Consider the following 26,204-nt stretch of genomic DNA (forward strand, 5'->3'; position numbering starts at 1 on the left):
GCCACCGGAGCCACCGCCATGGACCTCGCCACCCTCACCTTGTTCCTGCCCGCCTGCTTCGCCCTGAACATGGCGCCCGGCCCGAACAACCTGCTGTCGGTCAGCAACGCCACCCGCTACGGCTACCGCCGCGCCTGCGTGGCCGGGATCGGCCGGCTGCTGGCGTTCGCCGGGATGATCGCCCTCGCGGCGGCGGGCCTGGCGGTGGTGCTGCAGACGTCCGAGCTGCTGTTCTACGGGATCAAGATCCTCGGCGCCGGCTACCTGTTGTACCTGGCGTGGCAATTGTGGCGGGCCGAACCGACGGCACACAGCAGCGCCGACGCGGCGCCCAGCGGGATCCTGGCCCTGGCCCGCCAGGAATTCCTGGTGGCGGCGGGCAACCCCAAGGCGATCCTGATCTTCACCGCGTTCCTGCCGCAGTTCGTCGATCCGGCCCGGGCGATCACCCCGCAATTCATGGTGCTGGGCCTGCTGTTCCTGGCGCTGGAATGGATCGCCATCAGCGCCTACGCCTACATGGGCCTGCACATGCGGCGCTGGTTCGCCGAACCGCGCGGCAAAAGGATCTTCAACCGCTGCTGCGCGGGGCTGCTGTCGGCGGCGGCTTCGGTGCTGCTGATGGCCAAACGCGCCTGAGGGCTCACTCGGCAGCTTCGGACGGTTGCCGAGCGATGGCGGACGGCGGGCAGCCGAACAGCCGCTTGAACTCCCGGCTGAACTGCGTCGCGCTGGCGTAACCCACCTCGTAGGCGGCCTGGGCGCTGCCGAACCCTTGCTGCACGATCAACTGACGGGCCCGGTGCAGGCGCAGATTCTTGAGGTACTGCATGGGCGCGTGGCCCGTCACCTCGCGAAAGGCCTGGTGATAGCCCGACTGGCTCATGCCGGCCTCTGCCGCCAGCGCCGCCACGGAGAACGGCGCGGCGGGGTCGCGGTACAGGCTGTCGATCGACCGCCGCACCCGCCCCAACCGGCCCTGCCGGGACACCAGCGAGCGCAGGCATTCGCCGGCCGGGCCGAGCAGCATCTGGTAGTGCAACTCGCGCAGCAGAGCAGCGCCGAGCACCCGGGTGTCCATCGGCGACGCCAGCGCCGCCAGCAAGCGATTCAAGGCATCCAGCAGGCCGGGCGTCATGTCGGTGATCATCATCCCCCGCTCGCCCGGATTCGCCGACGCCTGAGGCGGCGCGTCCATGGTCAGCAGCAATTCGCTGACCAGGCTGCTGTCGATCCGCACCGCCACCGCCAGCATCGCACCGTCGGGGCCCACCTGCGTGTCGCAGTCGAACGGCATGGGCACCGTCACCACCAGGCACTGGCCGGCGTGGTAGGTGTAGGTCTCTGCGCCCAGGTAACCGCGCTTCATCCCTTGGGCCAGCAGGACGAAGCTCGGCTCCTGCAGCACCGGTGCCTTGGGCTGCGAAGTGTCGGCGCGCATGTAGGTGATGCCGTCCAGCGGCGCGGCGGTGAAACCGTCGTTGGCCGCCAGGCTGCGCAACCGGTCGATCAATAGCTGGCGTACGTTCGCCCCGTCCGTCATGTGCCTTGCCACCCGTCGATATCCACGAAAGTCCCATGGTAGGCCAGCGAACGCGCGGCGGGCGAGCCCGGCGCCGTGTGCCTGGAGGATTGGGCAAGCCATTTGGGATTTTGTGTATTGGGCCGCCCGCCGACGGCTTCTAGACTTCACCGGCAGTGCGACGACCGTCGCTCATTCACAAGAGGAGTCTTGCGATGTCCAGGAAAATTCTGGTTGTGCTGACCAGCGTCGAGAAGTACCCCAACCTGAACCGCGCCACCGGCCTGTGGCTGGGCGAAGCGGTGCATTTCGTCAAGAAGGTCGAGGCGGCGGGCTACACCGTGGACTACACCAGCCCTCAGGGCGGCTACACCCCGATCGATCCCCACAGCCTGGCCATGGCCGAGCCGGTGGACTGGGCGTGGTATCACGACAAGGCCTTCATGAACCGGCTCGGCGCCACCCTGCCGGCCAGCCAGGTCAATGCCGCGGACTACGTGGCGATCTACTACGCCGGCGGCCACGGGGTGATCTGGGACTTCCCCGACAACCCCGACCTGCAGAAGCTCAGCGCCGCAATCTATGAGAACGGCGGCTACGTGTCGTCGGTCTGCCACGGTGCGGTGGGCCTTTTGAACATCACGCGGTCCGACGGCCAGGCGCTGGTCAAGGACAAGCAGGTGACCGGGTTCTCCAACGAGGAAGAGCGCCTGGCCGAACTGGACCAGTACGTGCCCTTCCTCACCGAAGACGAACTGGTCAAGCGCGGCGCCCGCTACGTCAAGGCCGACCAGCCGTGGGCCGCCTACGCGGTGGCCGACCGGCGCGTGATCACCGGCCAGAACCCGGCGTCGGGCGGCGCGGTGGCGGACCTGCTGCTCAAGGAACTGGCCCGCTGAACCGGCCGGGGCGACAGCGGAGGTCGCCCTCCCTTCACTCGGCCTGCGACGGCCCCTTGAGTTCGACCTGGTTGCCGTCCGGGTCAAAGCAGTACAGCGACAGGCCGTTGCCCTCGGCGCCGAAGCGCGTCGCGGCCTTCTCCACCGTGAGGCCGGCCGATTGCAGGTGCTCGGTGATCGCCTGCTCATCGAACGGCTCGATGCGCAGGCAGAAATGGTCGACGTTGCGCCGCTCGGCGCCGGCGGCGGCACCGCCCTTGCGGCCGATCTCGCCGTTGAGGTCGACCAGGTCGATCATCGAGGTGCCGGCGCGCAAGTGCACCAGGCCCAGCTTCTCGTTGCGCTTGACCAGCTCGGCGCCGAAGACCCGGTCGTAGAACTCGATGCTGCGCTGAAGATCCGCCACCCGCAGCACGATGTGGTCGATGCGTTGAATCGTAAAAGGCGTCATGCATTCAATCCTTGGGCTGAAACGACCCGCCCACTCTAGTGCAACCGGGAAAAAATTCACTGTCGATTTTTCGGTGGAGCCATCGCAAAAGCGGATTTATCCTCGGCCCATGAATATACAGACCGCTGTCCTGCCGCCCCACGCCGAAATGGTTCGCGCCATGCTCGAACGCGACACCGCCTATGAAGGCGTGTTCTTCACGGCCGTGAAAACCACCGGGATCTTCTGCCGCCCCAGCTGCACGGCGCGCAAGCCAAAACCGGAGAACGTCGAGTTCTTCGCCCACGCCGACGATTGCCTGTCCGCCGGTTACCGCGCCTGCCTGCGCTGCAAACCGCTGGACGCCGCCGCCATCGCCCCGGACTGGGTGCAGCGGTTGCTCAAGGCCGTGGACGCCGACCCGGAGCTGCGCTGGAGCGATGCGCAACTGCTCGCCGAGGGCATTGAGCCGCTGAAGCTGCGGCGCTGGTTCAAGCAGCATTTCGGCATGACCTTCCACGCCTGGCTGCGCACCCGCCGGCTCGGCATGGCCCTGGGCGGCATCCGCCAAGGGACGTCCATCGACCATGCCGCGTTCGATTCCGGCTACGAATCCCTGAGCGGCTTTCGCGATGCGTTCCAGAAATCGTTCCACATCACGCCGGGGCGTGCGGCGGCCAGCGAGCCGCTGCTGTTCACCCGCCTGACCACACCGCTGGGGCCGATGATCGCCATGGCCGAGCGCCGTGGGCTGGTGCTGCTGGAGTTCCTCGACCGGCCGGCGCTGACCCGGGAGGTCGAAGACCTGCAGAACCGCTTCGGCTATGTGGTCGCACCGGGGCACAACGACCATCTGCGGCGGATCGAAGCGCAACTGGCACAGTATTTCGCCGGGCAGCTCCACGAGTTCACGGTGGCGCTGCACCTGCCCGGCAGCGAGTTCGCCCGTCAGGTGTGGGCCGAACTGCTGCAGATCCCCTACGGGCACACGAGCACCTACGGCGCCATCGCCGCCCGCCTGGGCAAGCCGGGCGCCAGCCGTGCGGTGGGCCTGGCCAACGGGCACAATCGGCTGTCGATCGTGGTGCCCTGCCATCGGGTGATCGGCGCGGACGGCTCGCTGACCGGCTATGGTGGAGGACAGCCGCGCAAGGCGTTCCTGCTCAGGCTGGAAAACGCCGCCGTGCAACTCACGCAGCCATTGGCCTTCTGATCGGGCCGCCACACCGCCAAGGATTTCCATGAGAACGCTCGACACCCGCCGCGAGAAGGCGTTAGCCCGTGGCCAAGCCAAAGGCCGACGGAAATAGACCATGCCTGACGCCTATCAACCCGCCACCGCCTTCCTGGCCGGCCTAGACGCAGACTGGAAGCGCCACATCGCCGCCGTCGGCCCCTGCCTGCATCAGCCCCACCCGGCCCGCGACCCTTACGAGTCGCTGGTGCGGGCGATCGCCTATCAGCAACTGCACGCCAAGGCCGGGGATGCGATCGTCGGGCGATTGGTGGGGTTGTTTGCGGATCAGGCGTTTCCCCGCCCGGAGCAGATCCTCGCGACCGATTTCGACCGGCTGCGCAGTTGCGGGTTTTCGGCGGGCAAGATCGCGACGATCCAGGGCATCGCCCAGGCCACGCTCGACGGCGTGGTGCCGGACTACGCCACGGCGCTGGCGATGGACGACGAGGCGCTGATCGAACGCCTGGTCAGCCTGCGCGGGGTCGGGCGCTGGACGGTCGAAATGCTGCTGATCTACAGCCTGGAACGGCCCGACATTCTGCCGGCGGACGATTTCGGCGTGCGCGAAGGCTACCGGCGGCTCAAGGGCCTGGAGGCGCAGCCGACCCGCAAGCAGATGATCGAGATCGGCTCCGCCTGGAGCCCGCACCGCACCGTGGCGGCCTGGTACCTGTGGCGGGTGCCGACCCGCTAGACCGCGTCATCGTTCATCGCCGGCAAGCCGGCTCCCACAGGACTCAGCAGCGGCCGTAGATTCTGCGCCCCACCGCAAAAACCTGTAGGAGCTTGCCTGCAAGCGATGAGGCCGGCGCTGCCGACATCTGCAGTGGCTGACCCACCGCCATCGCCAGCAGGCTGGCTCCCACAGGTTCCGCATCCACCCGCAATTCCTGTGGGAGCTGGCTTGCCAGCGATGAGGCCAGCACTGCTGATATCTGTGTTGCCTGACCCACCGCCATCGCCAGCAGGCTGGCTCCCACAGGGAACGGCGGCGCCGGTCAGTCCTGGTGCGCCCAGGTCATGCGGAACGACGCCCCGCCCCACGCCGAATCCCCGACCTCGACCTGCCCGCCATGGGACTGCGACACCCGCCGCACCAGCGCCAGGCCGAGGCCGAAGCCGCCGGTGCGGCGGTCGCGGCTGGCGTCCAGGCGCGAGAACGGTTCGAAGATCTTTTCCCGGCCCGCCAGCGGCACGCCCGGTCCGTCGTCGTTGACCTGCACCTCGTACTGATCGCCGCTGCGCGACAGCGACACCTCCACCCGCCACTCGGCGTACCGAATGGCGTTGCGCAGCAGGTTGATCACCGCCCGCGCCATGAACCGCGGCTCGATCCGCACTTCGTCGACCCCGCAATCGCGGATCACCAGTTGCACCCCGGCCGCCTCGGCCTCCAGCGCCACGCTGCCGACCACACTCTCCAGCCAGTTGAAGGCCTGAATGTTCTCCCGGGTGATCACCGTCGCGCCGCGCTCAAGGCTGGCGTAGGTGAGCAGTTCGGACACCATCTCCTCCAGTTCGCCCAGGTCGGCGTACATGTCGGCGATCAGTTCTCGACGCTGCCCCGCCTCAGGCTGCTGCTTGAGCTGGTCGAGCTCGAACGACAGCCGCGCGATCGGCGTGCGCAGCTCGTGGGACACCGCATTGGTCAGTTCGCGCTGGTTGGCGATCAAGGTTTCGATCCGCGCGGCCATCAGGTTGAAGTGCCCGGCCAGGTCGCGGATGTTCGAACGCTTCGACAGCTGGATCCGCGCCGACAGGTCGTTGTCGCCGAAACGCACCGCCGCCAGGCGCAGCTTCTCCAGGTCACGCCAGTGCGGGCGCACCCAGAAGAACAGGACGATGCCGATCATCACCGCCACCATCAGGTAGGCGCCGACGATGTAGAACGGCATCAGGCTCGGCTCGCCGGGCAAGCGGATGCTGAGCAACTGCGTGCCGCCGTCGATGGACGCGATGTAGCGCATGTATTTGTCGCGGATGACCAGCAGGCCCTGGGCCAGTTCGGCCTGTTCCTTGTCGGTCAGGCCCAGCTCGCCGGCCTCGACCAGCGTCAGCTCCAGGCCGTAGTGCGGACGGATGGATTGCAGCAGCGCCTCGCGGCCCGGGCCGTCCAGCCCGCGCAACTGTTCGCCCAGGGTCCAGGCCTGGCCGCGGACGGCTTCGCGGTTGTAGTCCTGCATCTGGTAGTCGAGCAGCGCATCGAAGGTGTGCTCCACCGTCTGCAGCGCCAGCACCAGCCCGATGGTCATCACCACGAATAGCCCGAGGAATAGCCGCAGCATCTACAACTCCCACGCGAACGGATTGAACAGATAACCCTTGCCCCACACGGTCTTGATGCACACCGGCTCGCGGGGGTTGTCGTTGAGCTTGCCGCGCAGTTTGCTGATGTAGACGTCGACGCTGCGGTTGAGGCCGTCGAACGCGATGCCGCGCATGCGGTTGAGGATCTCGTCGCGGGACAGGATCTTGCCGGCGGCGCTGGCCAGCAGCCACAGCAGCTCGAATTCCATGGTGGTGAGCTCGACCGCCTCGTCCCCCAGACGCACCTCGCGACGGCTGCGGTCGATGGCCAGGTGGCCGAACGTCAGCGCGTTGCACACGCCGGCGTCCGGCACCTGACGCCGCTGCAGCGCCCGCAGGCGGGCCAGCAGCACCGGCGGCTTGATCGGTTTGATCACGTAATCGTCGGCGCCGGACTCCAGGCCCAGGATATGGTCGAGGTCGTCTTCCTTGGCGGTGAGGATGACGATCGGCGTGTCCGACACGCTGCGGATCTCACGGCACACGTGCAGGCCGCTCTGCCCCGGCAGCATCAGGTCGAGCACCACCACCTTGGGCCTGAATTCGACGAACGCGGCCACCGCCAGATCGCCGCGGTGCACCGTGCGCACCTCGTAGCCGTGCTGTCGCAGAAAATGCGCGATCAGTGTGGCCAGGCGCTCATCGTCTTCCACCAGCAGGACTTTGCCAAAACCCAGGTTATCCATAACGACTGTCTGCCGACCTCTGTGAAGTGGGCGACATTATGGCGGCAATCGGTGTCCGGGCGGTTACCGTGGGCAGCAAAAACCGGCCGCAAGGGCCGGTTTCCTGTGATGTTTCATCGTCTTAAGAGTTTTTTACAAGTACCGTCACGCGGCGCTCGGCACGCCGCTGTGGAAGCGGAACTCCACGTCCGGCGATTCGATCAGGTCCTGCTCGACGGCCCGCACCTTCTCGATCACCAGGGCGATGTCCTTGGCGTCGCCGTACTGGTAGGCCAGTTTCAGGTAACCCTGAAAGTGCCGCGCCTCGCTCTTGAGCAGGCCGAAATAGAATTTGCCCAGCTCTTCGTCCAGGTGCGGCACCAGCGCCTCGAACCGCTCGCAGCTGCGCGCCTCGATGAAGGCGCCGACCACCAGGGTGTCGACCAGCTTCACCGGCTCGTGGCTGCGCACCACCTTGCGCAGGCCCGAGGCGTAGCGCCCGGCATGCAGTTGGCGCAGTTCGACCTTGCGCCGCTTCATGATGCGCATCACCTGTTCGTGGTGCACCAGCTCTTCCCGGGCCAGACGCGACATCATGTTGATCAGATCGACGTGGGAATGGTACTTGGCGATCAGGCTCAACGCGGTGCTGGCGGCCTTGAACTCGCAGTTCTTGTGGTCGATCAGCAGCGTCTCCTGATCGGCCAGCGCGGCCTGGACCCAGGCGTCCGGGGTGCGGCAGCCAAGGAATTCGTGGATTTCGGGAAGGTTCATGGGGCTCACGGGCAATGGGTATCAAGCGAAGGGCGCGATTATACCGGCCTGTCCGCAGACCACCAGCGGCCGCCATTGATATGCATCAAGCCGCAGGCGCGGGCGCAGCAACTATAGTTGTGCAACGCCGTGCCTTTTCATTGCTGGAGACTCCGCTCATGCAAGCCATTCGCAGCATTCTGGTGGTCATCGAACCCGAACACTCGGAAAGCCTGGCGCTCAAGCGCGCCAAGCTGATCGCCGGCGTGACCCAGGCCCACCTCCACCTGCTGGTGTGCGACAAGAAGCACGACCACGCCGGCATGCTCAGCGTGCTCAAGGCCGCGCTGCTGGCGGACGGCTACAGCGTCACCACCGAACAGGCGTGGAACGAAAGCCTGCACGAAACCATCATCGACGTGCAGCAGGCCGAAGGCTGCGGGCTGGTGATCAAGCAGCACTTTCCCGACAGTTCGCTGAAAAAGGCCCTGCTGACCCCGGCGGACTGGAAACTGCTGCGTCACTGCCCGACCCCGGTGCTGCTGGTGAAGACCGCCGGTTCCTGGAAGGACAAGGTGATCCTGGCCGCCGTCGACGTGGGCAACGCCGACGGCGAACACCGCCACCTGCACACCACCATCATCGACCACGGCTACGACATCGCCAGCCTGGCCAAGGGGCACCTGCACGTGATCAGCGCCCATCCGTCGCCGATGCTGTCGGCGGCCGACCCGACCTTCCAGCTCAAGGAAACCATCGAGGCGCGCTACCGCGAGCAGTGCCGGGCGTTCCAGGCCGAGTTCGACATCGATGAAACGCACCTGCACATCGAGGAAGGGCCGGCCGACGTGCTGATCCCGTTCATGGCCCACAAACTGCAGGCGGCGGTGACCGTGATCGGCACCGTGGCCCGCACCGGGCTGTCCGGCGCACTGATCGGCAACACCGCCGAAGTGGTGCTCGATGCGCTGGAAAGCGACGTGCTGGTGCTCAAGCCGCAGGAGGTCGAGGATCATCTGGTGGAGCTGGCGGTCAAGCACTGAGGCTTGCGGCGCCCGGGCCGGCCTCATCGCTGGCAAGCCAGCTCCCACAGGTATCCCGGGTGTTTGCAGGATGTAGGTACACCACAAAACCCTGTGGGGGCTGCGGTGGTGACCGCCGAAATGACAGGCACCCGCCATCTCTGTGGGAGCCAGCCTGCTGGCGATGCCTTCAGTCGCCCAAGGCATCCTTGAGGAACCCGGGGGCGATGTACCGCTGGTAGTGCGCCTCCGACAGCAGGAAGAACTCCCGGTCGATGGCGTCGCGCAACTCCGGCAGGTTCCAGTCGCGAAATTCCGGCATCAGCACCATCCCGTACGCCTCCAGGTTGACGATCACCCGCGCGCCCCGGGCGATCAGCTGGTAGGCCCAGCAATATTCCGACTGGTGCGGCACGAAGCGGATCTTGCGCTGCTCCAGCTGCTGGCGCAGCAGCGCCCGGTCGAACACCTCGACCTTGCTCGCCATCACTTGTGACAGCAACTGCTCAAGACGCAGCCACACCGCGGTCTTCTGCTCCTCGCCGTAGCCGTTCCAGTGGATCACCTCATGGTGGAAACGCTTGCAGCCGCGGCACACCAGGTCACCGTAAACGGTGGAGCAAAGGCCGACGCAGGGGGTCTTGATGGTCTGATTGGGCATAAGGGGGCAAAACACGGCAACGCGGAACAGGCCGGTATGGTAGCCCTTTGTCCGCCGTTGATCACCCCTCCGTTCGCAGGGTCAAGCGGCCGGCGGGCCCTGGGACGGGCCGTCCGACCCGCCACCAAAGTCCAATGCCGGCCGACTTACCTTTAATTTTTTTTTGCCGTAGAATCAGCCAGCCTTTTTAGGCGCCAATGTCCGTCAAGAAGCTGTTTTCAAAGCGTCACGAGCACAGTCGTTCCTTCAGAGCGGTGTTGGCGAACGGTTTTTCCAGCGGGGAAAAGCCCGACGCCAACCCTCATCAGCTCCCGTTCTGCAGGCGTAAAACTTTGAAAGCAGCTTCTGTAAGGAATGGTCGGTAATTCTGGCTAAGCGGCTCACAACGCCACGCAGCGCATGAATACGTCCATTTCGGGATGAGCGTCCCGGACACCCATTTGGGACCACTGATGAGGGTAATAACTGTGCTTGAAGCCTACCGCAAACATATCGAAGAGCGTGCAGCACTGGGTATCGTTCCCCAGCCGCTCAACGCCGAACAAACTGCAGGCCTGGTCGAGCTGCTGAAGAATCCCCCGGCTGGCGAAGAAGCCTTCCTCGTTGACCTGATCACCAACCGCGTTCCGCCAGGAGTGGACGAAGCCGCCTACGTCAAGGCCGGTTTCCTGTCCGCCGTCGCCAAGGGCGAAGCCAAATCCCCGCTGATCGACAAGAAACGCGCCGTCGAGCTGCTGGGCACCATGCAGGGCGGCTACAACATCGCCACCATGGTTGAACTGCTGGACGACGCCGAACTGGCTGCCGTCGCCGCTGAACAGCTCAAGCACACCCTGCTGATGTTCGACGCCTTCCACGACGTGGCCGAAAAAGCCAAGGCGGGCAATGCCCACGCCAAGGCCGTGCTGGAATCCTGGGCCGCCGGCGAGTGGTTCACCAACAAGCCTGCCATCGCCGACAAGTACAGCCTGACCGTCTTCAAGGTCCCGGGCGAAACCAACACCGACGACCTGTCCCCTGCCCCGGACGCCTGGTCGCGCCCTGACATCCCGCTGCACGCCCTGGCCATGCTGAAAATGGCCCGTGACGGCATCGTGCCTGAGCAGCAAGGCGCCATCGGCCCGCTCAAGCAGATCGAAGAAGTCAAGGCCAAGGGCTTCCCGGTCGCCTACGTCGGCGACGTGGTCGGCACCGGTTCCTCCCGTAAATCCGCCACCAACTCGGTGCTGTGGTTCTTCGGCGACGACATCCCTTACGTGCCGAACAAGCGCGCCGGCGGCTTCTGCTTCGGCTCCAAGATCGCTCCGATCTTCTACAACACCATGGAAGACGCCGGCGCCCTGCCGATCGAGTTCGACGTGTCGAACCTGAACATGGGCGACGTGATCGACGTCTACCCGCACGCCGGCAAAGTGTGCAAGCACGGCACCGACGACGTCATCACCACCTTCGAACTGAAGACCCCGGTGCTGCTGGACGAAGTCCGCGCCGGCGGCCGTATCCCGCTGATCGTCGGCCGTGGCCTGACCGAGAAGGCGCGCGCCGAGCTGGGCCTGGGCCCGACCGACCTGTTCAAGCTGCCTGAAGCGCCTGTCGACACCGGCAAGGGCTACACCCTGGCGCAGAAGATGGTCGGCAAGGCCTGCGGCCTGCCGAAAGGCAAAGGCGTGCGTCCCGGCACCTACTGCGAACCGAAGATGACCACCGTCGGTTCCCAGGACACCACAGGTCCCATGACCCGTGACGAACTGAAGGACCTGGCGTGCCTGGGCTTCTCCGCCGACCTGGTGATGCAGTCCTTCTGCCACACCGCGGCGTATCCGAAGCCGATCGACGTGACCACCCACCACACCCTGCCTGACTTCATCATGACCCGTGGCGGCGTTTCGCTGCGTCCGGGCGACGGCATCATCCACTCGTGGCTGAACCGCATGCTGCTGCCGGACACCGTGGGCACCGGCGGTGACTCGCACACCCGCTTCCCGATGGGCATCTCGTTCCCGGCCGGTTCCGGTCTGGTCGCGTTCGCCGCCGCCACCGGCGTCATGCCGCTGGACATGCCTGAGTCGATCCTGGTTCGCTTCAAGGGCAAGCTGCAGCCTGGCATCACCCTGCGTGACCTGGTTCATGCCATCCCTTACTACGCGATCCAGAAAGGCCTGCTGACCGTCGAGAAGAAAGGCAAGAAGAACGCCTTCTCCGGCCGCATCCTGGAGATCGAAGGCCTGGACGAGCTGACCGTCGAGCAAGCGTTCGAACTGTCCGACGCCTCCGCCGAGCGTTCCGCCGCCGGCTGCACCATCAAGCTGCCGGAAAAGGCCATCGCCGAGTACCTGCAGTCCAACATCACCCTGCTGCGCTGGATGATCGGCGAAGGCTACGGCGATGCCCGCACCATGGAACGCCGTGCCCAGGCGATGGAAGCCTGGCTGGCCAACCCTGAGCTGATGGAAGCCGACAAGGACGCGGAATACGCCGAAGTCATCGAGATCGACCTGGCCGACATCAAGGAGCCTGTGCTCTGCGCGCCGAACGACCCGGACGACGCCCGTCTGCTCTCCAGCGTTGCCGGCGAGAAGATCAACGAGGTGTTCATCGGTTCGTGCATGACCAACATCGGTCACTTCCGCGCCGCCGGCAAGCTGCTGGATCAGGTCAAGGGCCAGCTGCCGACCCGTCTGTGGCTGTCGCCGCCGACCAAGATGGACGCTCACCAACTGACCGAAGAAGGCTACTACGGCATCTACGGCAAGGCCGGCGCCCGCATGGAAATGCCAGGCTGCTCGCTGTGCATGGGTAACCAGGCACGCGTTGAGCCGAACAGCACCGTGGTGTCGACGTCGACCCGTAACTTCCCGAACCGTCTGGGCGACGGCGCGAACGTCTACCTGGCTTCGGCTGAGCTGGCGTCCGTGGCTTCGATCCTGGGTCGCCTGCCGACCGTCGAGGAGTACATGGAATACGCCGGCAAGATCGACAGCATGGCGGCCGACGTTTACCGCTACCTGTCCTTCGACCAGATCGCCGAGTTCCGTGAGGCTGCTGCGAACGCCAAAATTCCGGTCGTTCAAGCCTAACGCTGCAAGGCAATGAAGAACGCCGCCCGTCGCGAGACGGGCGGCGTTTTTTATGCCTTCAATCCCCCGTACAGGAGCCAGCCTGCTGACGATGCACCGGCACAGCCGACATCGCCAGCGCCTGACCCATCGCCATCGCCGGCAAGCCGGCTCCCACAGGTTCCTCCGTGAGCGCCAAAGAAACTGTGGGAGCCAGCCTGCTGGCGATGGGGCCGGCACATCCAGCATCCTCTCAGCCAGACACACCGCCATCGCGAGCAGGCTCGCTCCCACAGGATCGAAGGCGTTCGCCGATTCCGTGTACGCCAGAGCAAACTGTGGGAGCCGGCTTGCCGGCGATGGCGTCGGCATATCCAGCATCTCTCAGGCAGGCACCCCGTCATCGCGAGCAGGCTCGCCCCCACAGGGAATCATCGCTCAGGGCGCCAGATCGCGCGCCTTCTGCACCGCGCCGTCCACGCTCAACCCGCTCAGGATCACGCCATTGGCCTGGGTCTGCGGCAACGCATCCAGCGCCGCCAGCGCCTCGTGCTTGAGCCGGGCCAGAATCAGCCGCTTGCCCGCCTGATGCACCCGCACGAAGAACTCCTGCATCGCCTCAAGGCTGGTGCCGTCCAGGTCAGGAGACTCCTCAAGGCTGAGGATCACCGTGTGCACGGGCACCTGCGAGTGGCGGACCAGCCGCAACGCGCCGCCCAGGATCCGTTCGACATTGGCGAAGAACAGCGCCTCGCCGGGCCGCACGATCAGCACGCCCGGCTCGGTGGCCGCCGTCGGATGGCGCTGAAGGTCGACAAAGTCATGGCCGCCGTCGATCCGCCCGAGCACCTGGATGTCCGCCGCCGACAGCTGCTTGAGCATCAGCAGCACACTGATGGCCACCGACACCAGCAAGCCGTCCAGCACCCCCAGCACCAGCACGGACGTCACCGCGCAGACCACCAGCACCCGGTCGCGCCGCCAGATGAAATAGCGCCCCAGCGGCTGCAGGCTCAAGCCCCTGCCCAGCGCGTGCATGACGATGGCCGCCAGCACCGGCTCCGGCGTCAGCGCAATCCACGGCAGCACGGTCAGCACGATGATCAGCACCGTCAGCGCCGCGATGCCGCCTGCCCAGCGTGACGTGGCGCCGGCGGCTTCGTTGGCCGAGGTCGCCGAATAGCCGGCCCCCACCGGCATGCCATGGAACAGGCCGGACAGCAAGTTGCCGGCGCCCAAGGCCAGCAAGTCGCGGTTGGAGGTCACGCGGTCGCCGTGCTTGAGCGCATACGCACTGATCGAACCGTAGGATTCGGCGTACAGGATCATCACCATGGCGAACGCCACCTCCCCCAGGCGCAGCCAGTCGGCGAACGGCAGCGCCGGCAGGTTGGGCACCTCCAGGCCCAGATCGATGGCGCCGATCAGCTTCACGCCGTGATCCGACAGGTTCAGCCATTGCCCGGCCGCAATGCCGATCACCACCACCAGCAGACCGCCGGGCACCCGGGGATGGCGCGAAAGCACCCCGAGCAGCACCAGCGCCGCGGCGCCGACAGCGGCGGACGGCCAGTTCCATTGCGGCAACTGCTCCAGCAATTGCGGGGCGAAACGCACCAGGTTGGCGTCCGTCAGGTGCACGCCGACCACGCTCGCCACTTGCTTGAGAATGATGGTCAGCGCCAGTCCGAAGGCAAACCCGCGCAGCACCGGCTTGGCGATGAAGGACGTGACGCTGCCGAAACGGAACGCCCCGGCCAGCAGAAACAGCGCGCCGGTGACCAGCACCAGCCCCACCGCCAGGGTCGAACGCAATTGCGGGTCGCCGTTGGCCAGGGTCGCCGTGGCCGCCGCCAGCACCGCCGCCGACGACGAGGTCGCCGAGACGATGGCGAAACGGCTGGAGCCCAGCAGTCCGTAGCACAGCAGGCCGGCGAACAGCGCGATCACCCCAGCCTGGGGCGCCAACGCGGCGATGGTCGAATAGGCCACGGCTTCGGGCAGCAGCAGGCCGGCGATCGATAGCCCGGCCAACAGGTCTTGCCAGCGGTTGGCAGGTGCGACGGAAGGGGGAACGCTCGACAATCCTCTGTCTCCAGGCGAAAAAAAAGCCGCTGCGCACATCGTGCGCAGCGGCCACTGTAGCTGTGTATCTGCCGGGGCGCGAGGCCCTGCGCGGTTATGCCGCCAGCGAATAGATCAACGCGGAAATCGCCACCAGGCCGACGGCCGTGACGAACACGTTGGACGCCTGACCGCGGTAGCGGGCCATCGCCGGCACCTTGCGGATGGCGTACATCGGCATCAGGAACAGGATCGCTGCGATCACCGGGCCGCCGATGGTTTCGATCATGCCCAGGATGCTCGGGTTGAGCGTGGCCACGATCCAGCACACCACCAGCATGAACGCCGCGACGATGCGGTCCAGGGCCTTGGCGCCCGGACGCTTGCCGCTCTTGACGATCAGGCCCTTGAGGCCTTCGCTGGCGCCGATGTAGTGGCCCAGGAACGACTTGGAGATGGCCACGAACGCGATCAGCGGCGCCGCGAACGCGATGGTCGGGTTGCTGAAGTGGTTGGCCAGGTACGACAGGATCGACAGGTTCTGCGCCTTGGCCTCGGCCAGTTGCTCCGGCGACAGGGTCAGCACGCAGCTGAACACGAAGAACAGCACCATCAGCACCATCAGGGCGTGGGCGCGGGACAGGATCTGCGAGCTGCGCTCATCGGCGTGGACGCCATAACGGCGCTTCTGGTCCACCGCGAACGCCGAGATGATCGGCGAGTGGTTGAACGAGAACACCATCACCGGAATCGCCAGCCACAGCGTATGCAGGAACGCCGAAGGCGCCGGCACGTGCGAGGCGGTGGTGAGGATGCCGCCGGTCCAGTGCGGGATCAGGTACACCGCCAGGAACGCCAGGGCGACGATGAACGGGTACACCATCAGGCTCATGGCCTTGACGATCACCTGCTCGCCGCAGCGCACCACCGCCAGCAGGCCGAGGATCAGCGCGAACGACAGCACCGCGCGCGGCGGCGGCGTGATGTGCAATTGGTGCTCAAGGAAACTGGCGACCGTGTTGGTCAGGCCGACGCTGTAGATCAGCAGGATCGGGAAGATGGCGAAGAAGTACAGCAAGGTGATCAGGGCGCCGGCCTTGATGCCGAAGTGCTGCTCGACCACCTCGGTGATGTCGGCGCCTTCGCGGCCGGACAGCACAAAGCGAGTCAGGCCCCGGTGTGCGTAGAACGTCATCGGGAACGCCAGCAGCGCCAGGATCAGCAGCGGCCAGAAGCCGCCCAGCCCCGCGTTGATCGGCAGGAACAGGGTACCGGCGCCGATGGCCGTCCCGAACAGTCCCAGCATCCAGGTGGTGTCTTGACGGTTCCAGCTCGACAGTTCAGCTGGTGCCGCCGATTCAAAGCGCTCGTTGACGCTATTGGCCTGATCATTCATCCGGTCGGATCTCCGCATTCCGGTCACTTGCCACTCGGTCAAAACGCGCCGGAAAAAACCGACAGAAACGTCGCAACCGAAACAGGGTCGCGATTCTCCGGGATAAATGAGCAGAAGCAAAGACTTAGCTGAGGAATGGTTGTACGGATCAGATTCCAGGTATGTCGTTTTCGGCAAAATAGCTGTCGCTTACAGACACCAAAAATGTCGTTTTCCGACAAGCCCAAGCGCTGCAAGCCTGGCGGAAGTGGCGCTCAGGGCAGCTCACCGACCGGTGTTTATCGGCTATACCCAATGGCGAGATTCCGACCGTGTTCCCCAGCCTTCCGCCCTTGGAGCCGCCCCATGCCCCTTGTCCGCGTCGACATCAGGAAAAACCCCGACCCCACTTTCGCCAAACGCATCGGCGAGGTGATCTACGCCGCCCTGCGCAGCACGTTCAACGTGCCGGAGCACGACAACTTCCAGATCCTGGCCGAACACGACGGGCCGCATTTCATCTATGACCCGCAGTACCTGGGCATTCCGCGCAGCGACGGCATGGTGTTCATCCAGCTGACGGTCAGCGAAGGCCGCAGCGTCGAGCAGAAGCAGCAGCTGTACCAGACGATCGCCCATCACCTGCACAACCAGTTGGCGGTGCGCCAGGAAGACGTGTTCATCAACCTGGTGGAGGTGAAAAAGGAGAACTGGTCGTTCGGCCACGGCATCGCCCAGTACGTGAGCTGAAACCGTGCCCGCCCACGGCGGCGCGACCGCCTGACCAAGCGCCCTCCGGGCCCCCGCACCAGCTCCTACACTGGCTGGTGCGAGCCCAGGGTCTGCGGTTGCCAAACCGCTGCGCAATCCGCACTCTGGCACGACTTTCGCGACCGACACGACGACGATCACAGGAGCCGAGCAATGCCCGCCACCGTTCTGGTACTGGTTGAAACCATCAATGACTACCTGCCGATCCTCGAACGACAGGGCTTTCACCTGATCCTCGCCCCCACCCCCGCCGAACGCGCCCAGGCCATCGCCACCCACGGCCCGCGGATCGATGCCGTGCTGACCCGCGGCCCGCTGGGCCTCTTCGCCGACGAGATCGCCGCGTTGCCGGCGCTGAAGATCATCTGCGTGATCGGCGCCGGCTACGAAAAGGTGGACCTGCAGGCCGCCAGCGACCGGGGCCTCACCGTGACCAACGGCGCCGGGGTCAACGCCTCTTCGGTGGCCGACCACGCGATGGCCATGCTGCTGGCGCTGGTGCGGGACATTCCGCGCTGCGACGCCGCCGTGCGCCGGGGCGAGTGGCCCAAGATCATGCGCCCGTCCCTGGCCGGCAAACGGCTGGGCATCCTCGGCCTGGGCGCGGTGGGCATGGCCATCGCCAAACGCGCCGGCAACGGTTTCGACATGGAGATCAGCTACCACAGCCGCCAGGTGCGCAACGACGTGCCCTACGCGTTCTGCTCGACCCCGACGGAGCTGGCCCGGGCCTCGGACTTCCTGGTGGTCGCCACCCCCGGCGGCATCGGCACCCAGCACCTGGTGACCCGCCCGGTGCTCGACGCCCTGGGGCCCAAGGGTTTCATCGTCAACATCGCCCGCGCCAGCGTGATCGCCACCGCCGATCTGATCGCCGCGTTGGAGCAGCGGCGGATCGCCGGGGCCGCGCTGGATGTGTTCGACCACGAACCGCAAGTGCCGGATGCCCTGAAGGGCCTGAGCAACGTGATCCTGACCCCGCACGTCGCCGGGCTGTCACCGGAGGCCACCCAAGGCACTGTCGAGCTGGTGGGGAAAAACCTGGTGGCGTTCTTCTCCGGGCAACCGGTGCTGACGCCCCTCGACCTGCCCCCTCGCCTCAACGACCAGCGCGTGCACTAAAGCACGCCGAGCAACGTCCACATCCGCCGCGCCTCGGCGTCGGCGGAAATCAGTTCGCCCAACAGCTCGCTCAACGGCTTGTTGCCCCACTCCACCGCGCGCCGGATCAGGTACGGCACCGGGCTGTGGGGTTCGGTGCGGGCCAGGTATTCGGCGATCAGCAGCAGTTGCCGGTAGGCTTCCTCGCGGCTGGCCGGCTCGCGGGCCGCCTGGATCGACGGCGCGTCGTTCACCGCATCGGCAGCCGCCTCATCGGCGGACGGGACCTCGGCGACCGGTTCCTGAACCGGTGGCGGCGCGGGTTGTTGCGGGTGCATGGCGATGAACTCCTTGACCAGCGTCAGCAGCGCTTGGAGGGTCTCCTGCAAGGGCTTGAGCCCCGGCCCCTGATCCCCCAGATAGGTGTCGCTCCAGGCGTCGAGCCTTTGCAGGTGCTGCAACCCCAGCAGCAGGTTGCCCTGCTGGCGCAGCCAGAACGCCATGGGCGTAGCGCGCACCTGATCGCTGAGGGTCTTCTGTTCGCTGCGGGCGGTTTCCGCCAGGGCCTTGGCGTTCTTGCTGTCGTTGACCTGCACCTGCTGCACCTGCAGACGGCGCCAGGCACTCAGGCTGTAGCCCTCGAAATCACGGTTGTGGGCGCCGAACAGCGGCACCCGGGTCAGCAGGATTTCACTGTAGCGGCGCACCAGCCATTCCAGCGGCGTCACCCGCCAGGACTGGTCGCCGTCTTCGGCCTGTGGGTGCACCTGATCGGGATAGCGCTCGCACAGCCCCGCGACCAGCGCCAGGCTCCCGGGCAGACCGTCCAGCCCCTGCAAATGGAGCCACGCTTCGCCGAGCCAGGCGCTGAGCATCAAGTCCTTGCTGCGTTCCAGCAGCAGGTGGGTGGTGATCGCTTCCACCTTCGGCCAGTCCGCCCGCTTGAGCGTCGATTCCCATACACCGGTCGGCAGGCTGGCGTCGTCTTCGCGGCGCAGGTCGCGCAGTTGGTCGAACTCGCGTTCGTAGCGCAGGTCCACGCCGCACGGCGCGTCTTCGCTGATCGGCGCCAGCAGCTGTTCAATGAGGTCAGGCAACGCGGCGGATGGCAGGCTCACAGCCCCTCCTTCTGGGTGTCGATGGCGGCGGTGGTGGTGCCGGTCATCTGAAACGGCGAACGCGGCGCCCGGGTCGGCGGCGGCGTGATGGACATCGGCAGCTTCGAGCCCTGGCTCATCAGCGACAGGCGCACGAACATCCGGGTGAAGCCGGTGGTGACGCTGTCGTTCTGCGCCGTGACCGGCAGGCGCAGGCTCAGCGGAAAGTCGGTGTAGTCCATGCTCGGCTGGCGCTGCACGGAGAAATGCGCGCGCATCAGGCGCAGCAGCGACCACGGCCCGCCGTACTCCCAGCCCGCCTCAAGGTCGCGCACCACCAGGTTGGGCTGCAGCGGATCGTTGACCGGCCGTTCGTTGCCGTTGCGCGCCCAGCGCAAGGTCAGGCGCACCGGCTGGCCCACCCTCCAGCGCAGGTTCGGCTGCTCGGCGCCGGGGTAATTGATCTGTTGGCTGCCGGCCAGCAGGCCCCAGGCGATCACCTGATCGGCGCCCCTCTCTTCCTCGCGGTCGGTGCGCCAGCGCACATCCAGCTCCAGGCCGAGGATGCCGCTCTTGTCCCGCACGAACAGCGGCGTCAGCCAGGTGCCGGCCTGCTTCAGGCGGTTGAGGAAATCCTCTGCCGCCAAGCGCTCCGGTGCCTGGCTCGTGGCCAGGCCCGCCAGCGCCACCGGCAGGCGCTTGTCGATCAGCTCCAGCAGGTGCTGCACCCGGGCCGGGTCGGCATCCTGCGCCTGCACGCCGTTGGCGAACGGGAAGCGGTCGGCCAGGTATTGATTGAAGTAGTTGGCCAGTTCGTTCCACGCGGCGGCAGCCTGTTGCTGTTGCAGGAACTGGCAACGCTGCATGGCCGACTGCTGCAGCTCCACGGCCCGCATCGCCAGGGTGCCGCGCCCGCCGGCGACGTTGGCGGTCTGCAGCACCTGCACGCAAGAGCCGGTGTCCATCTCGATGAAGTCACGGCTGACCAGCTGTTCGATCTGCGCGGGCGAGCTGGCGGGGTTGGCGTCCTTGTACTTGAGCAGCTCGTCGTTGAGTGCGCTGAACTGGGTCACCCGCTCGTAGTCCAGCGCCGACAGGTTGGCCTGCTGGGTCTTGAGCCACTGCAACGCCGAGGTGCGCCGCTCGGTGATGCCGAGCATGGTATTGAACTGCTGCTTGAGGCTGAGCTTCAGGTCCTGCACGTCGCTGGCGCCGTAGAGTTGCAGGCCGAGGTTCTTCGAGCCGTCCCACAGGCTGATTTCGGCCCGTCCGCCGAACAGCGGCTGGGCGACGATCTCGTCCAGGCCGCTGACGATCTGCGCCATCGCCCGGCGGTTCAACGCGCTTTGCAGGCGCGCCGCCAGGTCCGTGCGGTGCACCTCGACGAACGCCTTCTGCAGTTCCATCGCCTGCTCCGCCCGCACGTTGAACACCGCGTAGGGTTGGGTCTGGTCATTGTGGTCTTTGAGGCTCAGCCACATCGCTTGGGCCGCTGCGCTTTCGGCTGCCTGCAGCAGTGCGCCACGGTAGGCCGACGGGATCCTGGGCAATTCTTCGGCGATGTAACTCTTGTAGCTGGCGAAATAGCTCAACGAAGTGTCGAGGTCGTCGCCGTCCACGGTCTGGCCGCGCAGGTCGATGTTGTCCTGGCTGGCGCGCAGGGCGACCGACACGAAGTCGCGCTTGAACAGCGACTGCACGGCATTGTCCAGCTTGACCACATGCTCTTGCAGCGTCAGTTGCCCGCTGCCCTGCTGTACCAGCAGATTGCCCCGGGAGCCGACCTGGGCGATCCACTGGTCGCGAAAGCTCTGCTGCAGCTTGGCCGCCTGGGCCTCCAGTTGCTGCTCCACCGCCGGCCCCAGCAACGCGCTCTTGTGCACCTTGTCGAGCATTTCGCGGTAGCCCGGCACCAGGTCCTGGCCCTTGCCGCGCCCCCAGGTCGAGTTGGTCAGGGCGATCGCCACCTGCAAGTCGTCGACCAGCGCGCGCAGATCCTCCAGCTCGCCGAGGCTGTTGCCGCTGCCGACCTCCAGTTGTTCCAGGTGCAGCTTGAGGTAGCCGGCCTTGCTGACGAAATTGTCGGCCAGGAAATACTGATCCAGCCAACGTTCCATCAGCCCGGTGAAATTGCCCACGATCAGCGGCCGGTCGACGCTCAGGTCCAGCGCCTGCAGATTGCCGTCCTCGTCGGCCAGCAGCACCCGGTTGAAGAACGCGGCGTGGGGCAGCGTGCCGGCGTTGAGGTTCAGCGACAGGGCGTTGTTGCTCAACTGCACCAGATCCTCCAGCGGCGCCCGGGGATTGTTCAGGGCCTGGCCGAACCACTGGTTCTGCTGCTCCAGGCGCACGGCGCGGTCCACCAGGTCGGTGGCCTTCTGGTAGTTCTGCCACTGCGCAGGATCCTCGCTTTCGACACTGGCCCGCCGGTCGGTGCTGCGGATGCCCTTGAGCTTGGTCAGCTCGGCGTTCAGCAGATCATGCAGCGGTTCGAGCAGGTGCCGCCGGGCCGACAGGCGCAGTTGCTGTTCAAGCGTGGCGTCGAGCGACGAGAACCACGACGTCGGGAACACCAGCGACGCGAAATCCCAGCGCGGCGAGCGCTCCATCACCCGCCACAGGCTCTGCACGTTGCGCCGGGTCGGCTCGACCCGGTGCGCATCGTCGGTGACCGCCACATAGCCTTTCTGGGCGACTTGCAGCAGCCGCGCCAGCTCATGGGCGTCCTTGACCGAGGCATGCCAGACCAGCAGCATCGCCACCGCCCAGACCCCCGCGACCACCACCGCCACCCCGGCCGTCAGCCGTTGCCAGCGCTGGCGCAGGCGCAACAGGCGCGGCACGCCTTGGGCCACGCCACGCTCGCCGACGATGCGCTGGCGCCACAACTGGCGCACGAAGGCGCTTTGCTGCAAGCCGCTGTCATCGGCCGAGAACCCGTCCTGCGCATCCTCCGCCGGTTGGTTGGCGCTCAGGTAAAGCCCGCGAAAGCACGGTGCTTCACCCTGGGCGTTGCCCTGGAACACCGGCTCCAGCACGTTCTGCAAGCCGCGGCGCAGGCTTTCCAGACGCTCCGGCAAGGCGTACAGGTCGGCGCTCAGATGCCCGGACAACGTGCCGATCTCGATCACCGCTTCGGCCACCGCCCGGTGCAGGCGGTCCAGCGCCTGGTCGCTCCATTGCCCCTGCCAGACTGCGTCCCTGGCATAGGGCGACGACCAGCCCAAGGTGCGTTCGCGGGCCTCGTCCGGCAACGCGCTGATCAGCTCCTGGAACCCCGGCAATTCCTCCAGCCCAGTGACCACCACGTACACCGGCAAGCTCAGGCCGAAGCGCTGCAGCAGGTCGATGAAGCGTCGCCGGGCCGCCAGGCCGAGGCCGGTCGCCTGCTCCAGGTTGCCCAGGCGCGCGGCGGGCACGGTCCAGATCACGCCGTCCAGCGGACGTTTGCTGCGCAGGCGCAGGATCAGCCCCAGCAGCCGCCACCAGCCGCCGCGTTGCAGGTGCATGCCGTCTTCGGGCAAGAACAGCGCCTGGGGCACCACCAGCACCGCGCCTTCAGGGTCGGACCACCAGCGGCCGAACCAGGCCGGTTTGTCGGTGGGTTGCAGGCGCCACTCGGTCACCAGTTGCGTGCCTTGGACTTCGTCGCCGAGCATCAGCAGCCACGGCAACTGATAGCGGTCGCGGCTGCCCTGCTCCTGCTCCATGTGCCGCACCGCACCGTAGAAGCTGCGGATCGCCGCGCCGCTCTGGGTGCGCAGCCACCACACCGCGACGGCCAGCAGCACCAGCAGCAGGACGATGCCGACCACCCACGCCACGATCGCCAGCGTGCTCATGAGCCTTGCTCCGGCGCGGGCGCAAGTTCTGTCATCTGCAGCACCGGTTCCAGTTCCTGGCCGATGTCGCGCCACAGCATGTGCCCCAGACCGGCGAGCAGCAGCACCATCGCCGCAATGCCCAAGGCCAGCCGGAAGCCGTCCGGCAGCGCAGTGCGCACCGGCAGGTTCAGCGGCGCCGCCTGCGAGGGCTGCACCAGCCGTTGGCTGACGTCGGCCCAGTCCGCGTCGTCCTGCCAGGCGAAGGTGAACAGCGCCAGGCGCCACTTCTCCCGTTGCGCCTGGCTCTGCTCGCCGCGCAGGCGACCATGGAAGCCGAGGATCAGGCATTGCAGGTAGACGTTGGCCAGGTCGCGGGCGGTGGGTTGCTGTTCTTCAAGCAGTGTCGCGATGGCCGCCGGCACCTGCTCGCCGGCCTGGCGGCTGGCGTACAGGCGCGACTCCAGGGGCTTGTCCTGCCAGGCGGCCTGCCCCGGCCAGGGCGTGAACAACAGGGTTTCGTCCACCAGCGCGACGAACGCGTACACCAGCGCCCGCACCTGCTCGGTGGCCGCGTCGCCGACCCGGGCAAACGCGGTGCGCCACAGGCGCTGCGAGGCCTGGGTCGAGAGCTCGACCACGGTGTCGACCAACGCCTGTTCGTCCTCGCCGTCCTTGGGCAACTGGCTCCAGTCCTGCGACCACTGCTGCCAGGCCTGGCGGAACGCGCTGCTCAGCGGCGCGTCTTGCAACCCCAGGCTTGCGGCATTCCCCTGCGACATGAGCGGCTCCTTGTGTGATCAGGCACTTTCACCGGTCTGCGGGACAAACAGCACCACCTGCCAGGGGCTGCTGGTCAGCTTGGCCGCCGGGGCGGCGATCATCAGCGGCAGTTGGGCGTCGAACCAGGTGCCTTCGGCGTTCACCACAAACAGGCGGGTGTCGTCGCCGACGCTGTAGGCCACCTGCTCGCTGCGGCTCATGGCCTGGTGCGTCAGGCCGCTCATGCGCTGGCGGCTGAGCAGCGCGATGTGCGGCGCCGACGCGATGATCGCGCCCCGCAGCCAGTCGCCGGCGGCCTGTTCGCTGGCGCCGTTGGGCATGCGCAGGCCGATGACCAGGCGCTGGCCGGGCCGGTCCTCAGGCAACTGGATGGAAAAGCTGTGCTCGCCCCGTTCGAAGGCGATGCTGCGGTAACCGGCGCGGATCAGTTCGAGGGTGGTCTCCAGCCAGTCGAGCACCTGCCCGTAACCGCGCTGCAGCTCAAGGAAGTCCAAGGGTGCGAACGCCGGCACGCCGGCCAGCGGATCCAGCGCCGCCCATGCGCCGGCCAGGCCCAGCAACTGCACATACAGCGCCTGCGGATGGGCGATGCGCGTGTTGAGCAGGCCTTCGACTTCCGGCAGGCGCGCCCACAAGGCCGTCAACTGGCGGCGGATCTCCAGCGCATCGTCCTGGTTGCCGGCCTGCTGCGCCTGGCGCAGGCGACCGCCGAGGAACAGGCACTTCTCCCGCGCCCGCGCGCACAGCCCGGCCACCCGGCGGCCCAGCGGCGAGTCCGGCAGCAGCAAAGGCGTCGGCGGCGTGTACGGCAACGGCAGGAAGCCGCCGCCCTCCTTGCGGATCTTCAGCAGCGGCAGGCAGATCGAATCGGCCTTGTTCAGTTGCGTGCACAGGCGCGGATTGGGTCGCCATACGGTGATCGATTCGGGGAACTCGCCGCTGGTGAGGTCCGGCAGCGCCTCGCCCACCACCGATTGCAGACGCCCCTTGAGCGGCAACAGCTGACCGGCGCGCCACAACGGGCTGACGGCCAGGTACACGGTGACGGTGGCGTCGTCGGTCTCGTCCACCGCCGCGCTCACGTCCAGCTCCAGCGCCGGGCCGACGCCGGCCTGCACATCCACCGGCAGGCCGTCGGGCATCGTCCCTTGCAGCGCCAGTATGCGCACCACCCCGGCGCTCATCGCCGAGGGGTCGAACTCCAGGCGCGCCACGCCCCAGAACCACGGGTTGCAGGCCTGGGCCAAATGCGCGCCGAGCGCCTCGGCCCGCAACCCCTGCAACTGAAAATGCTGCGGCAGCAACTGCATGCCTTCATGCCAGCAAACCGCGTCAGGTAGCAGACTCATGTGATTCCCTTCGACTGCGCCGCAGGCCGGCGGCGGACGGTGCGCTTTCAGTTTTCCCTGCTGACCAGGCTCATCTCGCGGCTGTCGAACTTGAGCCAGGCGTCACTCCGGTCGTCCAGCCGCAAGCGGTGCGCTCCGGGTGTGTTATAGCTGGCGAAGACCAAAAGTCCAGCCGCCCGCTTGCCCCCCAACGGGAAGGGTTGGCGGTCGATGAATTGCCCCGGCACCAGCTCCAGTCCCCACACGCTCATCAGCTGACGGTAGTCGCGCTGGTACTGCTCGCGCTCGGCGAACCACTGGCTGGCGCTGATGCCCGACAGTTGCTTGAGCAGGTCCGGATCGTTGACCGCGATGAAATCCACGGCGATGGGGGTGTCGTCGTTGGCCTTGGGCGCGACGTCGAGGGTCAGGCTGTCGAGATCCACTTTCGGCCCGAAGAACGAACAGCCGGCGAGCAGCGCAAAACCGAACGTTAGAAAAAGTCGTGCACGCAAAATGAATTTTCCTTTTCGCAGAACAGTCCAAAAAAGTTTTTCGCTTGCATTTTTATAGTCCTGTTCTAGCGTCTTGGGTAGTTCGGTTCCTACGGCCGAATGTGGAAGGTTTGTCAAAGGAACGACAGGTCATCTGCCTCCCTTTCTAACCTGTGGTCCAGCAAGGGAAAGCGATGAACGGGCCTCCCCGATGCATTGCGCCCGCCCATCGCATCGGAGTCCGCCGACATGGCAGAAAGCACCCAGCACAAGCTCGACCGGGTTCGCCCGCCCCGAGTGCAAATCACCTACGACGTCGAAATCGGCAACGCCATCGAGAAAAAGGAATTGCCGCTGGTGGTCGGGATCCTCGCCGACCTGTCCGGCAAGCCCCTGGAGCCGTTGCCGAAACTGACCGAACGGCGCTTCACCGAAATCGACCGCGACAACTTCAACGAAGTGCTCGCCTCCATCGCTCCCCGCGCCACGATCCAGGTCAACAACACGCTGACCGGCGACGAGAGCAAGCTCAACATCGAACTGAACTTCAAGCACATCGACGATTTCGACCCGGTCAAGGTGGTGGAGCAAGTCACCCCGCTGCGCCGCCTGTTCGAAGCCCGTCAGCGCCTGCGCGACCTGTTGACCAAGCTCGACGGCAACGACGACCTGGACAAGCTGCTGCGCGATGTCATCGCCAACACCGAAGGCTTGCAGGAGATCAAGTCGGCTCGCCCGGACACCGCTGTCCCGGCCGCTGACGCCGAAGCGCCGGCCGAACCGCAAGCCTGACCGTCCACTTGAATCCAGGGAGAATC

22 protein-coding genes are annotated in these 26,204 nt (G+C 66.3%); 9 read left to right on the plus strand and 13 right to left on the minus strand.

Going from position 1 to position 26,204, the window contains the following annotated elements:
* Window positions 1–18 precede the first annotated feature (18 nt).
* Entirely contained in the window at window positions 19–639 is a 621-nt protein-coding gene (locus CAG41_RS19280; RefSeq protein ID WP_085639860.1) for a LysE family translocator, read from the plus strand.
* 4 nt (window positions 640–643) lie between these two features.
* Here CAG41_RS19280 and CAG41_RS19285 read toward each other — a convergent pair whose 3' ends face one another.
* On the minus strand, window positions 644–1,543 hold the full coding sequence (locus tag CAG41_RS19285) for an AraC family transcriptional regulator (RefSeq protein WP_170930024.1): 900 nt from the start codon (window positions 1,541–1,543) through the stop codon (window positions 644–646).
* A gap of 194 nt (window positions 1,544–1,737) precedes the next feature.
* Between CAG41_RS19285 and CAG41_RS19290 the strand changes: the two genes are divergently transcribed.
* A complete protein-coding gene (locus CAG41_RS19290) occupies window positions 1,738–2,421 on the plus strand; it encodes a type 1 glutamine amidotransferase domain-containing protein (protein ID WP_085707340.1) in 684 nt (227 codons plus the stop codon).
* A 34-nt stretch (window positions 2,422–2,455) separates the two neighbouring features.
* On the opposite strand, the gene CAG41_RS19295 is transcribed toward CAG41_RS19290, so the two are convergent.
* Window positions 2,456–2,872, minus strand: coding sequence for a VOC family protein (locus tag CAG41_RS19295; RefSeq protein ID WP_085583505.1), 417 nt, complete (start codon window positions 2,870–2,872; stop codon window positions 2,456–2,458).
* Between the two features lie 109 nt (window positions 2,873–2,981).
* On the opposite strand from CAG41_RS19295, the gene CAG41_RS19300 reads away from it, so the two are divergent.
* Both CAG41_RS19300 and CAG41_RS19305 read left to right on the plus strand, forming a co-directional pair.
* Complete coding sequence (locus CAG41_RS19300; protein WP_085639867.1) at window positions 2,982–4,064, plus strand: bifunctional transcriptional activator/DNA repair enzyme AdaA; 1,083 nt, start codon at window positions 2,982–2,984, stop codon at window positions 4,062–4,064.
* A 100-nt stretch (window positions 4,065–4,164) separates the two neighbouring features.
* The gene (locus CAG41_RS19305; RefSeq protein ID WP_085707341.1) at window positions 4,165–4,782 is read left to right on the plus strand and encodes a DNA-3-methyladenine glycosylase; all 618 of its coding nucleotides are present in this window, start codon (window positions 4,165–4,167) and stop codon (window positions 4,780–4,782) included.
* Between the two features lie 304 nt (window positions 4,783–5,086).
* Here CAG41_RS19305 and CAG41_RS19310 read toward each other — a convergent pair whose 3' ends face one another.
* From CAG41_RS19310 to CAG41_RS19320, 3 genes are all read right to left on the minus strand, one after another.
* A complete protein-coding gene (locus tag CAG41_RS19310) occupies window positions 5,087–6,373 on the minus strand; it encodes an ATP-binding protein (RefSeq protein WP_085707342.1) in 1,287 nt (428 codons plus the stop codon).
* The gene (locus CAG41_RS19315) at window positions 6,374–7,081 is read right to left on the minus strand and encodes a winged helix-turn-helix domain-containing protein (RefSeq protein WP_085583498.1); all 708 of its coding nucleotides are present in this window, start codon (window positions 7,079–7,081) and stop codon (window positions 6,374–6,376) included.
* A 144-nt stretch (window positions 7,082–7,225) separates the two neighbouring features.
* Window positions 7,226–7,834, minus strand: coding sequence for a tRNA-(ms[2]io[6]A)-hydroxylase (locus CAG41_RS19320; protein ID WP_085639872.1), 609 nt, complete (start codon window positions 7,832–7,834; stop codon window positions 7,226–7,228).
* A gap of 158 nt (window positions 7,835–7,992) precedes the next feature.
* Between CAG41_RS19320 and CAG41_RS19325 the strand changes: the two genes are divergently transcribed.
* Entirely contained in the window at window positions 7,993–8,856 is an 864-nt protein-coding gene (locus tag CAG41_RS19325) for a universal stress protein (protein WP_085707343.1), read from the plus strand.
* Window positions 8,857–9,025: 169 nt separating this feature from the next.
* Here the strand turns inward: CAG41_RS19325 and CAG41_RS19330 are convergent, their stop codons facing one another.
* Window positions 9,026–9,496 (minus strand): DUF1289 domain-containing protein, encoded by a 471-nt coding sequence (locus CAG41_RS19330; RefSeq protein WP_085583492.1) that lies wholly within the window; start codon window positions 9,494–9,496, stop codon window positions 9,026–9,028.
* A 467-nt stretch (window positions 9,497–9,963) separates the two neighbouring features.
* Here CAG41_RS19330 and acnB point away from each other — a divergent pair, with 467 nt between their 5' ends.
* A complete protein-coding gene (acnB, locus tag CAG41_RS19335) occupies window positions 9,964–12,573 on the plus strand; it encodes a bifunctional aconitate hydratase 2/2-methylisocitrate dehydratase (RefSeq protein ID WP_085583490.1) in 2,610 nt (869 codons plus the stop codon).
* A gap of 417 nt (window positions 12,574–12,990) precedes the next feature.
* Here the strand turns inward: acnB and CAG41_RS19340 are convergent, their stop codons facing one another.
* Window positions 12,991–14,637 carry a SulP family inorganic anion transporter gene (locus CAG41_RS19340; protein WP_085583488.1) on the minus strand — a complete coding sequence of 549 codons (1,647 nt, stop codon included), beginning with the start codon at window positions 14,635–14,637 and terminating at the stop codon, window positions 12,991–12,993.
* 94 nt (window positions 14,638–14,731) lie between these two features.
* Window positions 14,732–16,012: an HAAAP family serine/threonine permease gene (locus tag CAG41_RS19345; RefSeq protein ID WP_085583486.1), complete on the minus strand. Its 1,281-nt coding sequence runs from the start codon at window positions 16,010–16,012 to the stop codon at window positions 14,732–14,734.
* A 345-nt stretch (window positions 16,013–16,357) separates the two neighbouring features.
* Here CAG41_RS19345 and CAG41_RS19350 point away from each other — a divergent pair, with 345 nt between their 5' ends.
* Both CAG41_RS19350 and CAG41_RS19355 read left to right on the plus strand, forming a co-directional pair.
* Window positions 16,358–16,741: a tautomerase family protein gene (locus tag CAG41_RS19350; protein ID WP_085583484.1), complete on the plus strand. Its 384-nt coding sequence runs from the start codon at window positions 16,358–16,360 to the stop codon at window positions 16,739–16,741.
* 174 nt (window positions 16,742–16,915) lie between these two features.
* Window positions 16,916–17,884: a 2-hydroxyacid dehydrogenase gene (locus tag CAG41_RS19355; RefSeq protein ID WP_085707344.1), complete on the plus strand. Its 969-nt coding sequence runs from the start codon at window positions 16,916–16,918 to the stop codon at window positions 17,882–17,884.
* Here the strand turns inward: CAG41_RS19355 and tssA are convergent.
* Genes tssA through CAG41_RS19380 form a run of 5 tightly spaced genes read right to left on the minus strand, consistent with a single transcriptional unit; the run spans window position 17,881 to window position 25,407 of the window.
* Window positions 17,881–18,981, minus strand: coding sequence for a type VI secretion system protein TssA (gene tssA / locus CAG41_RS19360; RefSeq protein WP_085639875.1), 1,101 nt, complete (start codon window positions 18,979–18,981; stop codon window positions 17,881–17,883). The two genes, CAG41_RS19355 and tssA, sit on opposite strands and share 4 nt — an antisense overlap.
* A complete protein-coding gene (locus tag CAG41_RS19365; RefSeq protein WP_085707345.1) occupies window positions 18,978–22,802 on the minus strand; it encodes a type VI secretion protein IcmF/TssM N-terminal domain-containing protein in 3,825 nt (1,274 codons plus the stop codon). Before CAG41_RS19365 ends, tssA begins: the two co-directional genes overlap by 4 nt.
* The gene (locus CAG41_RS19370; protein ID WP_085583477.1) at window positions 22,799–23,563 is read right to left on the minus strand and encodes a DotU/TssL family secretion system protein; all 765 of its coding nucleotides are present in this window, start codon (window positions 23,561–23,563) and stop codon (window positions 22,799–22,801) included. Before CAG41_RS19370 ends, CAG41_RS19365 begins: the two co-directional genes overlap by 4 nt.
* Window positions 23,564–23,581: 18 nt before the next feature.
* The gene (tssK, locus tag CAG41_RS19375; protein ID WP_085707346.1) at window positions 23,582–24,913 is read right to left on the minus strand and encodes a type VI secretion system baseplate subunit TssK; all 1,332 of its coding nucleotides are present in this window, start codon (window positions 24,911–24,913) and stop codon (window positions 23,582–23,584) included.
* Between the two features lie 47 nt (window positions 24,914–24,960).
* The gene (locus tag CAG41_RS19380) at window positions 24,961–25,407 is read right to left on the minus strand and encodes a type VI secretion protein (RefSeq protein ID WP_085583618.1); all 447 of its coding nucleotides are present in this window, start codon (window positions 25,405–25,407) and stop codon (window positions 24,961–24,963) included.
* Between the two features lie 228 nt (window positions 25,408–25,635).
* Here CAG41_RS19380 and tssB point away from each other — a divergent pair, with 228 nt between their 5' ends.
* Window positions 25,636–26,178, plus strand: a complete 543-nt coding sequence (tssB, locus tag CAG41_RS19385; RefSeq protein WP_085583473.1) for a type VI secretion system contractile sheath small subunit — start codon at window positions 25,636–25,638, stop codon at window positions 26,176–26,178.
* Window positions 26,179–26,204 lie beyond the last annotated feature (26 nt).

Source organism: Pseudomonas sp. B35(2017) (assembly GCF_002113645.1).
Taxonomy (GTDB): domain Bacteria; phylum Pseudomonadota; class Gammaproteobacteria; order Pseudomonadales; family Pseudomonadaceae; genus Aquipseudomonas; species Aquipseudomonas ekonensis.

Coding starts and splice junctions, on each gene's coding strand:
- CAG41_RS19280 (WP_085639860.1), top strand. CDS start 19: ATGGACCTCGCCACCCTCACCTTGTTCCTGCCCGCCTGCTTCGCCCTG.
- CAG41_RS19285 (WP_170930024.1), bottom strand. CDS start 1,543: ATGACGGACGGGGCGAACGTACGCCAGCTATTGATCGACCGGTTGCGC.
- CAG41_RS19290 (WP_085707340.1), top strand. CDS start 1,738: ATGTCCAGGAAAATTCTGGTTGTGCTGACCAGCGTCGAGAAGTACCCC.
- CAG41_RS19295 (WP_085583505.1), bottom strand. CDS start 2,872: ATGACGCCTTTTACGATTCAACGCATCGACCACATCGTGCTGCGGGTG.
- CAG41_RS19300 (WP_085639867.1), top strand. CDS start 2,982: ATGAATATACAGACCGCTGTCCTGCCGCCCCACGCCGAAATGGTTCGC.
- CAG41_RS19305 (WP_085707341.1), top strand. CDS start 4,165: ATGCCTGACGCCTATCAACCCGCCACCGCCTTCCTGGCCGGCCTAGAC.
- CAG41_RS19310 (WP_085707342.1), bottom strand. CDS start 6,373: ATGCTGCGGCTATTCCTCGGGCTATTCGTGGTGATGACCATCGGGCTG.
- CAG41_RS19315 (WP_085583498.1), bottom strand. CDS start 7,081: ATGGATAACCTGGGTTTTGGCAAAGTCCTGCTGGTGGAAGACGATGAG.
- CAG41_RS19320 (WP_085639872.1), bottom strand. CDS start 7,834: ATGAACCTTCCCGAAATCCACGAATTCCTTGGCTGCCGCACCCCGGAC.
- CAG41_RS19325 (WP_085707343.1), top strand. CDS start 7,993: ATGCAAGCCATTCGCAGCATTCTGGTGGTCATCGAACCCGAACACTCG.
- CAG41_RS19330 (WP_085583492.1), bottom strand. CDS start 9,496: ATGCCCAATCAGACCATCAAGACCCCCTGCGTCGGCCTTTGCTCCACC.
- CAG41_RS19345 (WP_085583486.1), bottom strand. CDS start 16,012: ATGAATGATCAGGCCAATAGCGTCAACGAGCGCTTTGAATCGGCGGCA.
- CAG41_RS19350 (WP_085583484.1), top strand. CDS start 16,358: ATGCCCCTTGTCCGCGTCGACATCAGGAAAAACCCCGACCCCACTTTC.
- CAG41_RS19355 (WP_085707344.1), top strand. CDS start 16,916: ATGCCCGCCACCGTTCTGGTACTGGTTGAAACCATCAATGACTACCTG.
- CAG41_RS19365 (WP_085707345.1), bottom strand. CDS start 22,802: ATGAGCACGCTGGCGATCGTGGCGTGGGTGGTCGGCATCGTCCTGCTG.
- CAG41_RS19370 (WP_085583477.1), bottom strand. CDS start 23,563: ATGTCGCAGGGGAATGCCGCAAGCCTGGGGTTGCAAGACGCGCCGCTG.
- tssK (WP_085707346.1), bottom strand. CDS start 24,913: ATGAGTCTGCTACCTGACGCGGTTTGCTGGCATGAAGGCATGCAGTTG.
- tssB (WP_085583473.1), top strand. CDS start 25,636: ATGGCAGAAAGCACCCAGCACAAGCTCGACCGGGTTCGCCCGCCCCGA.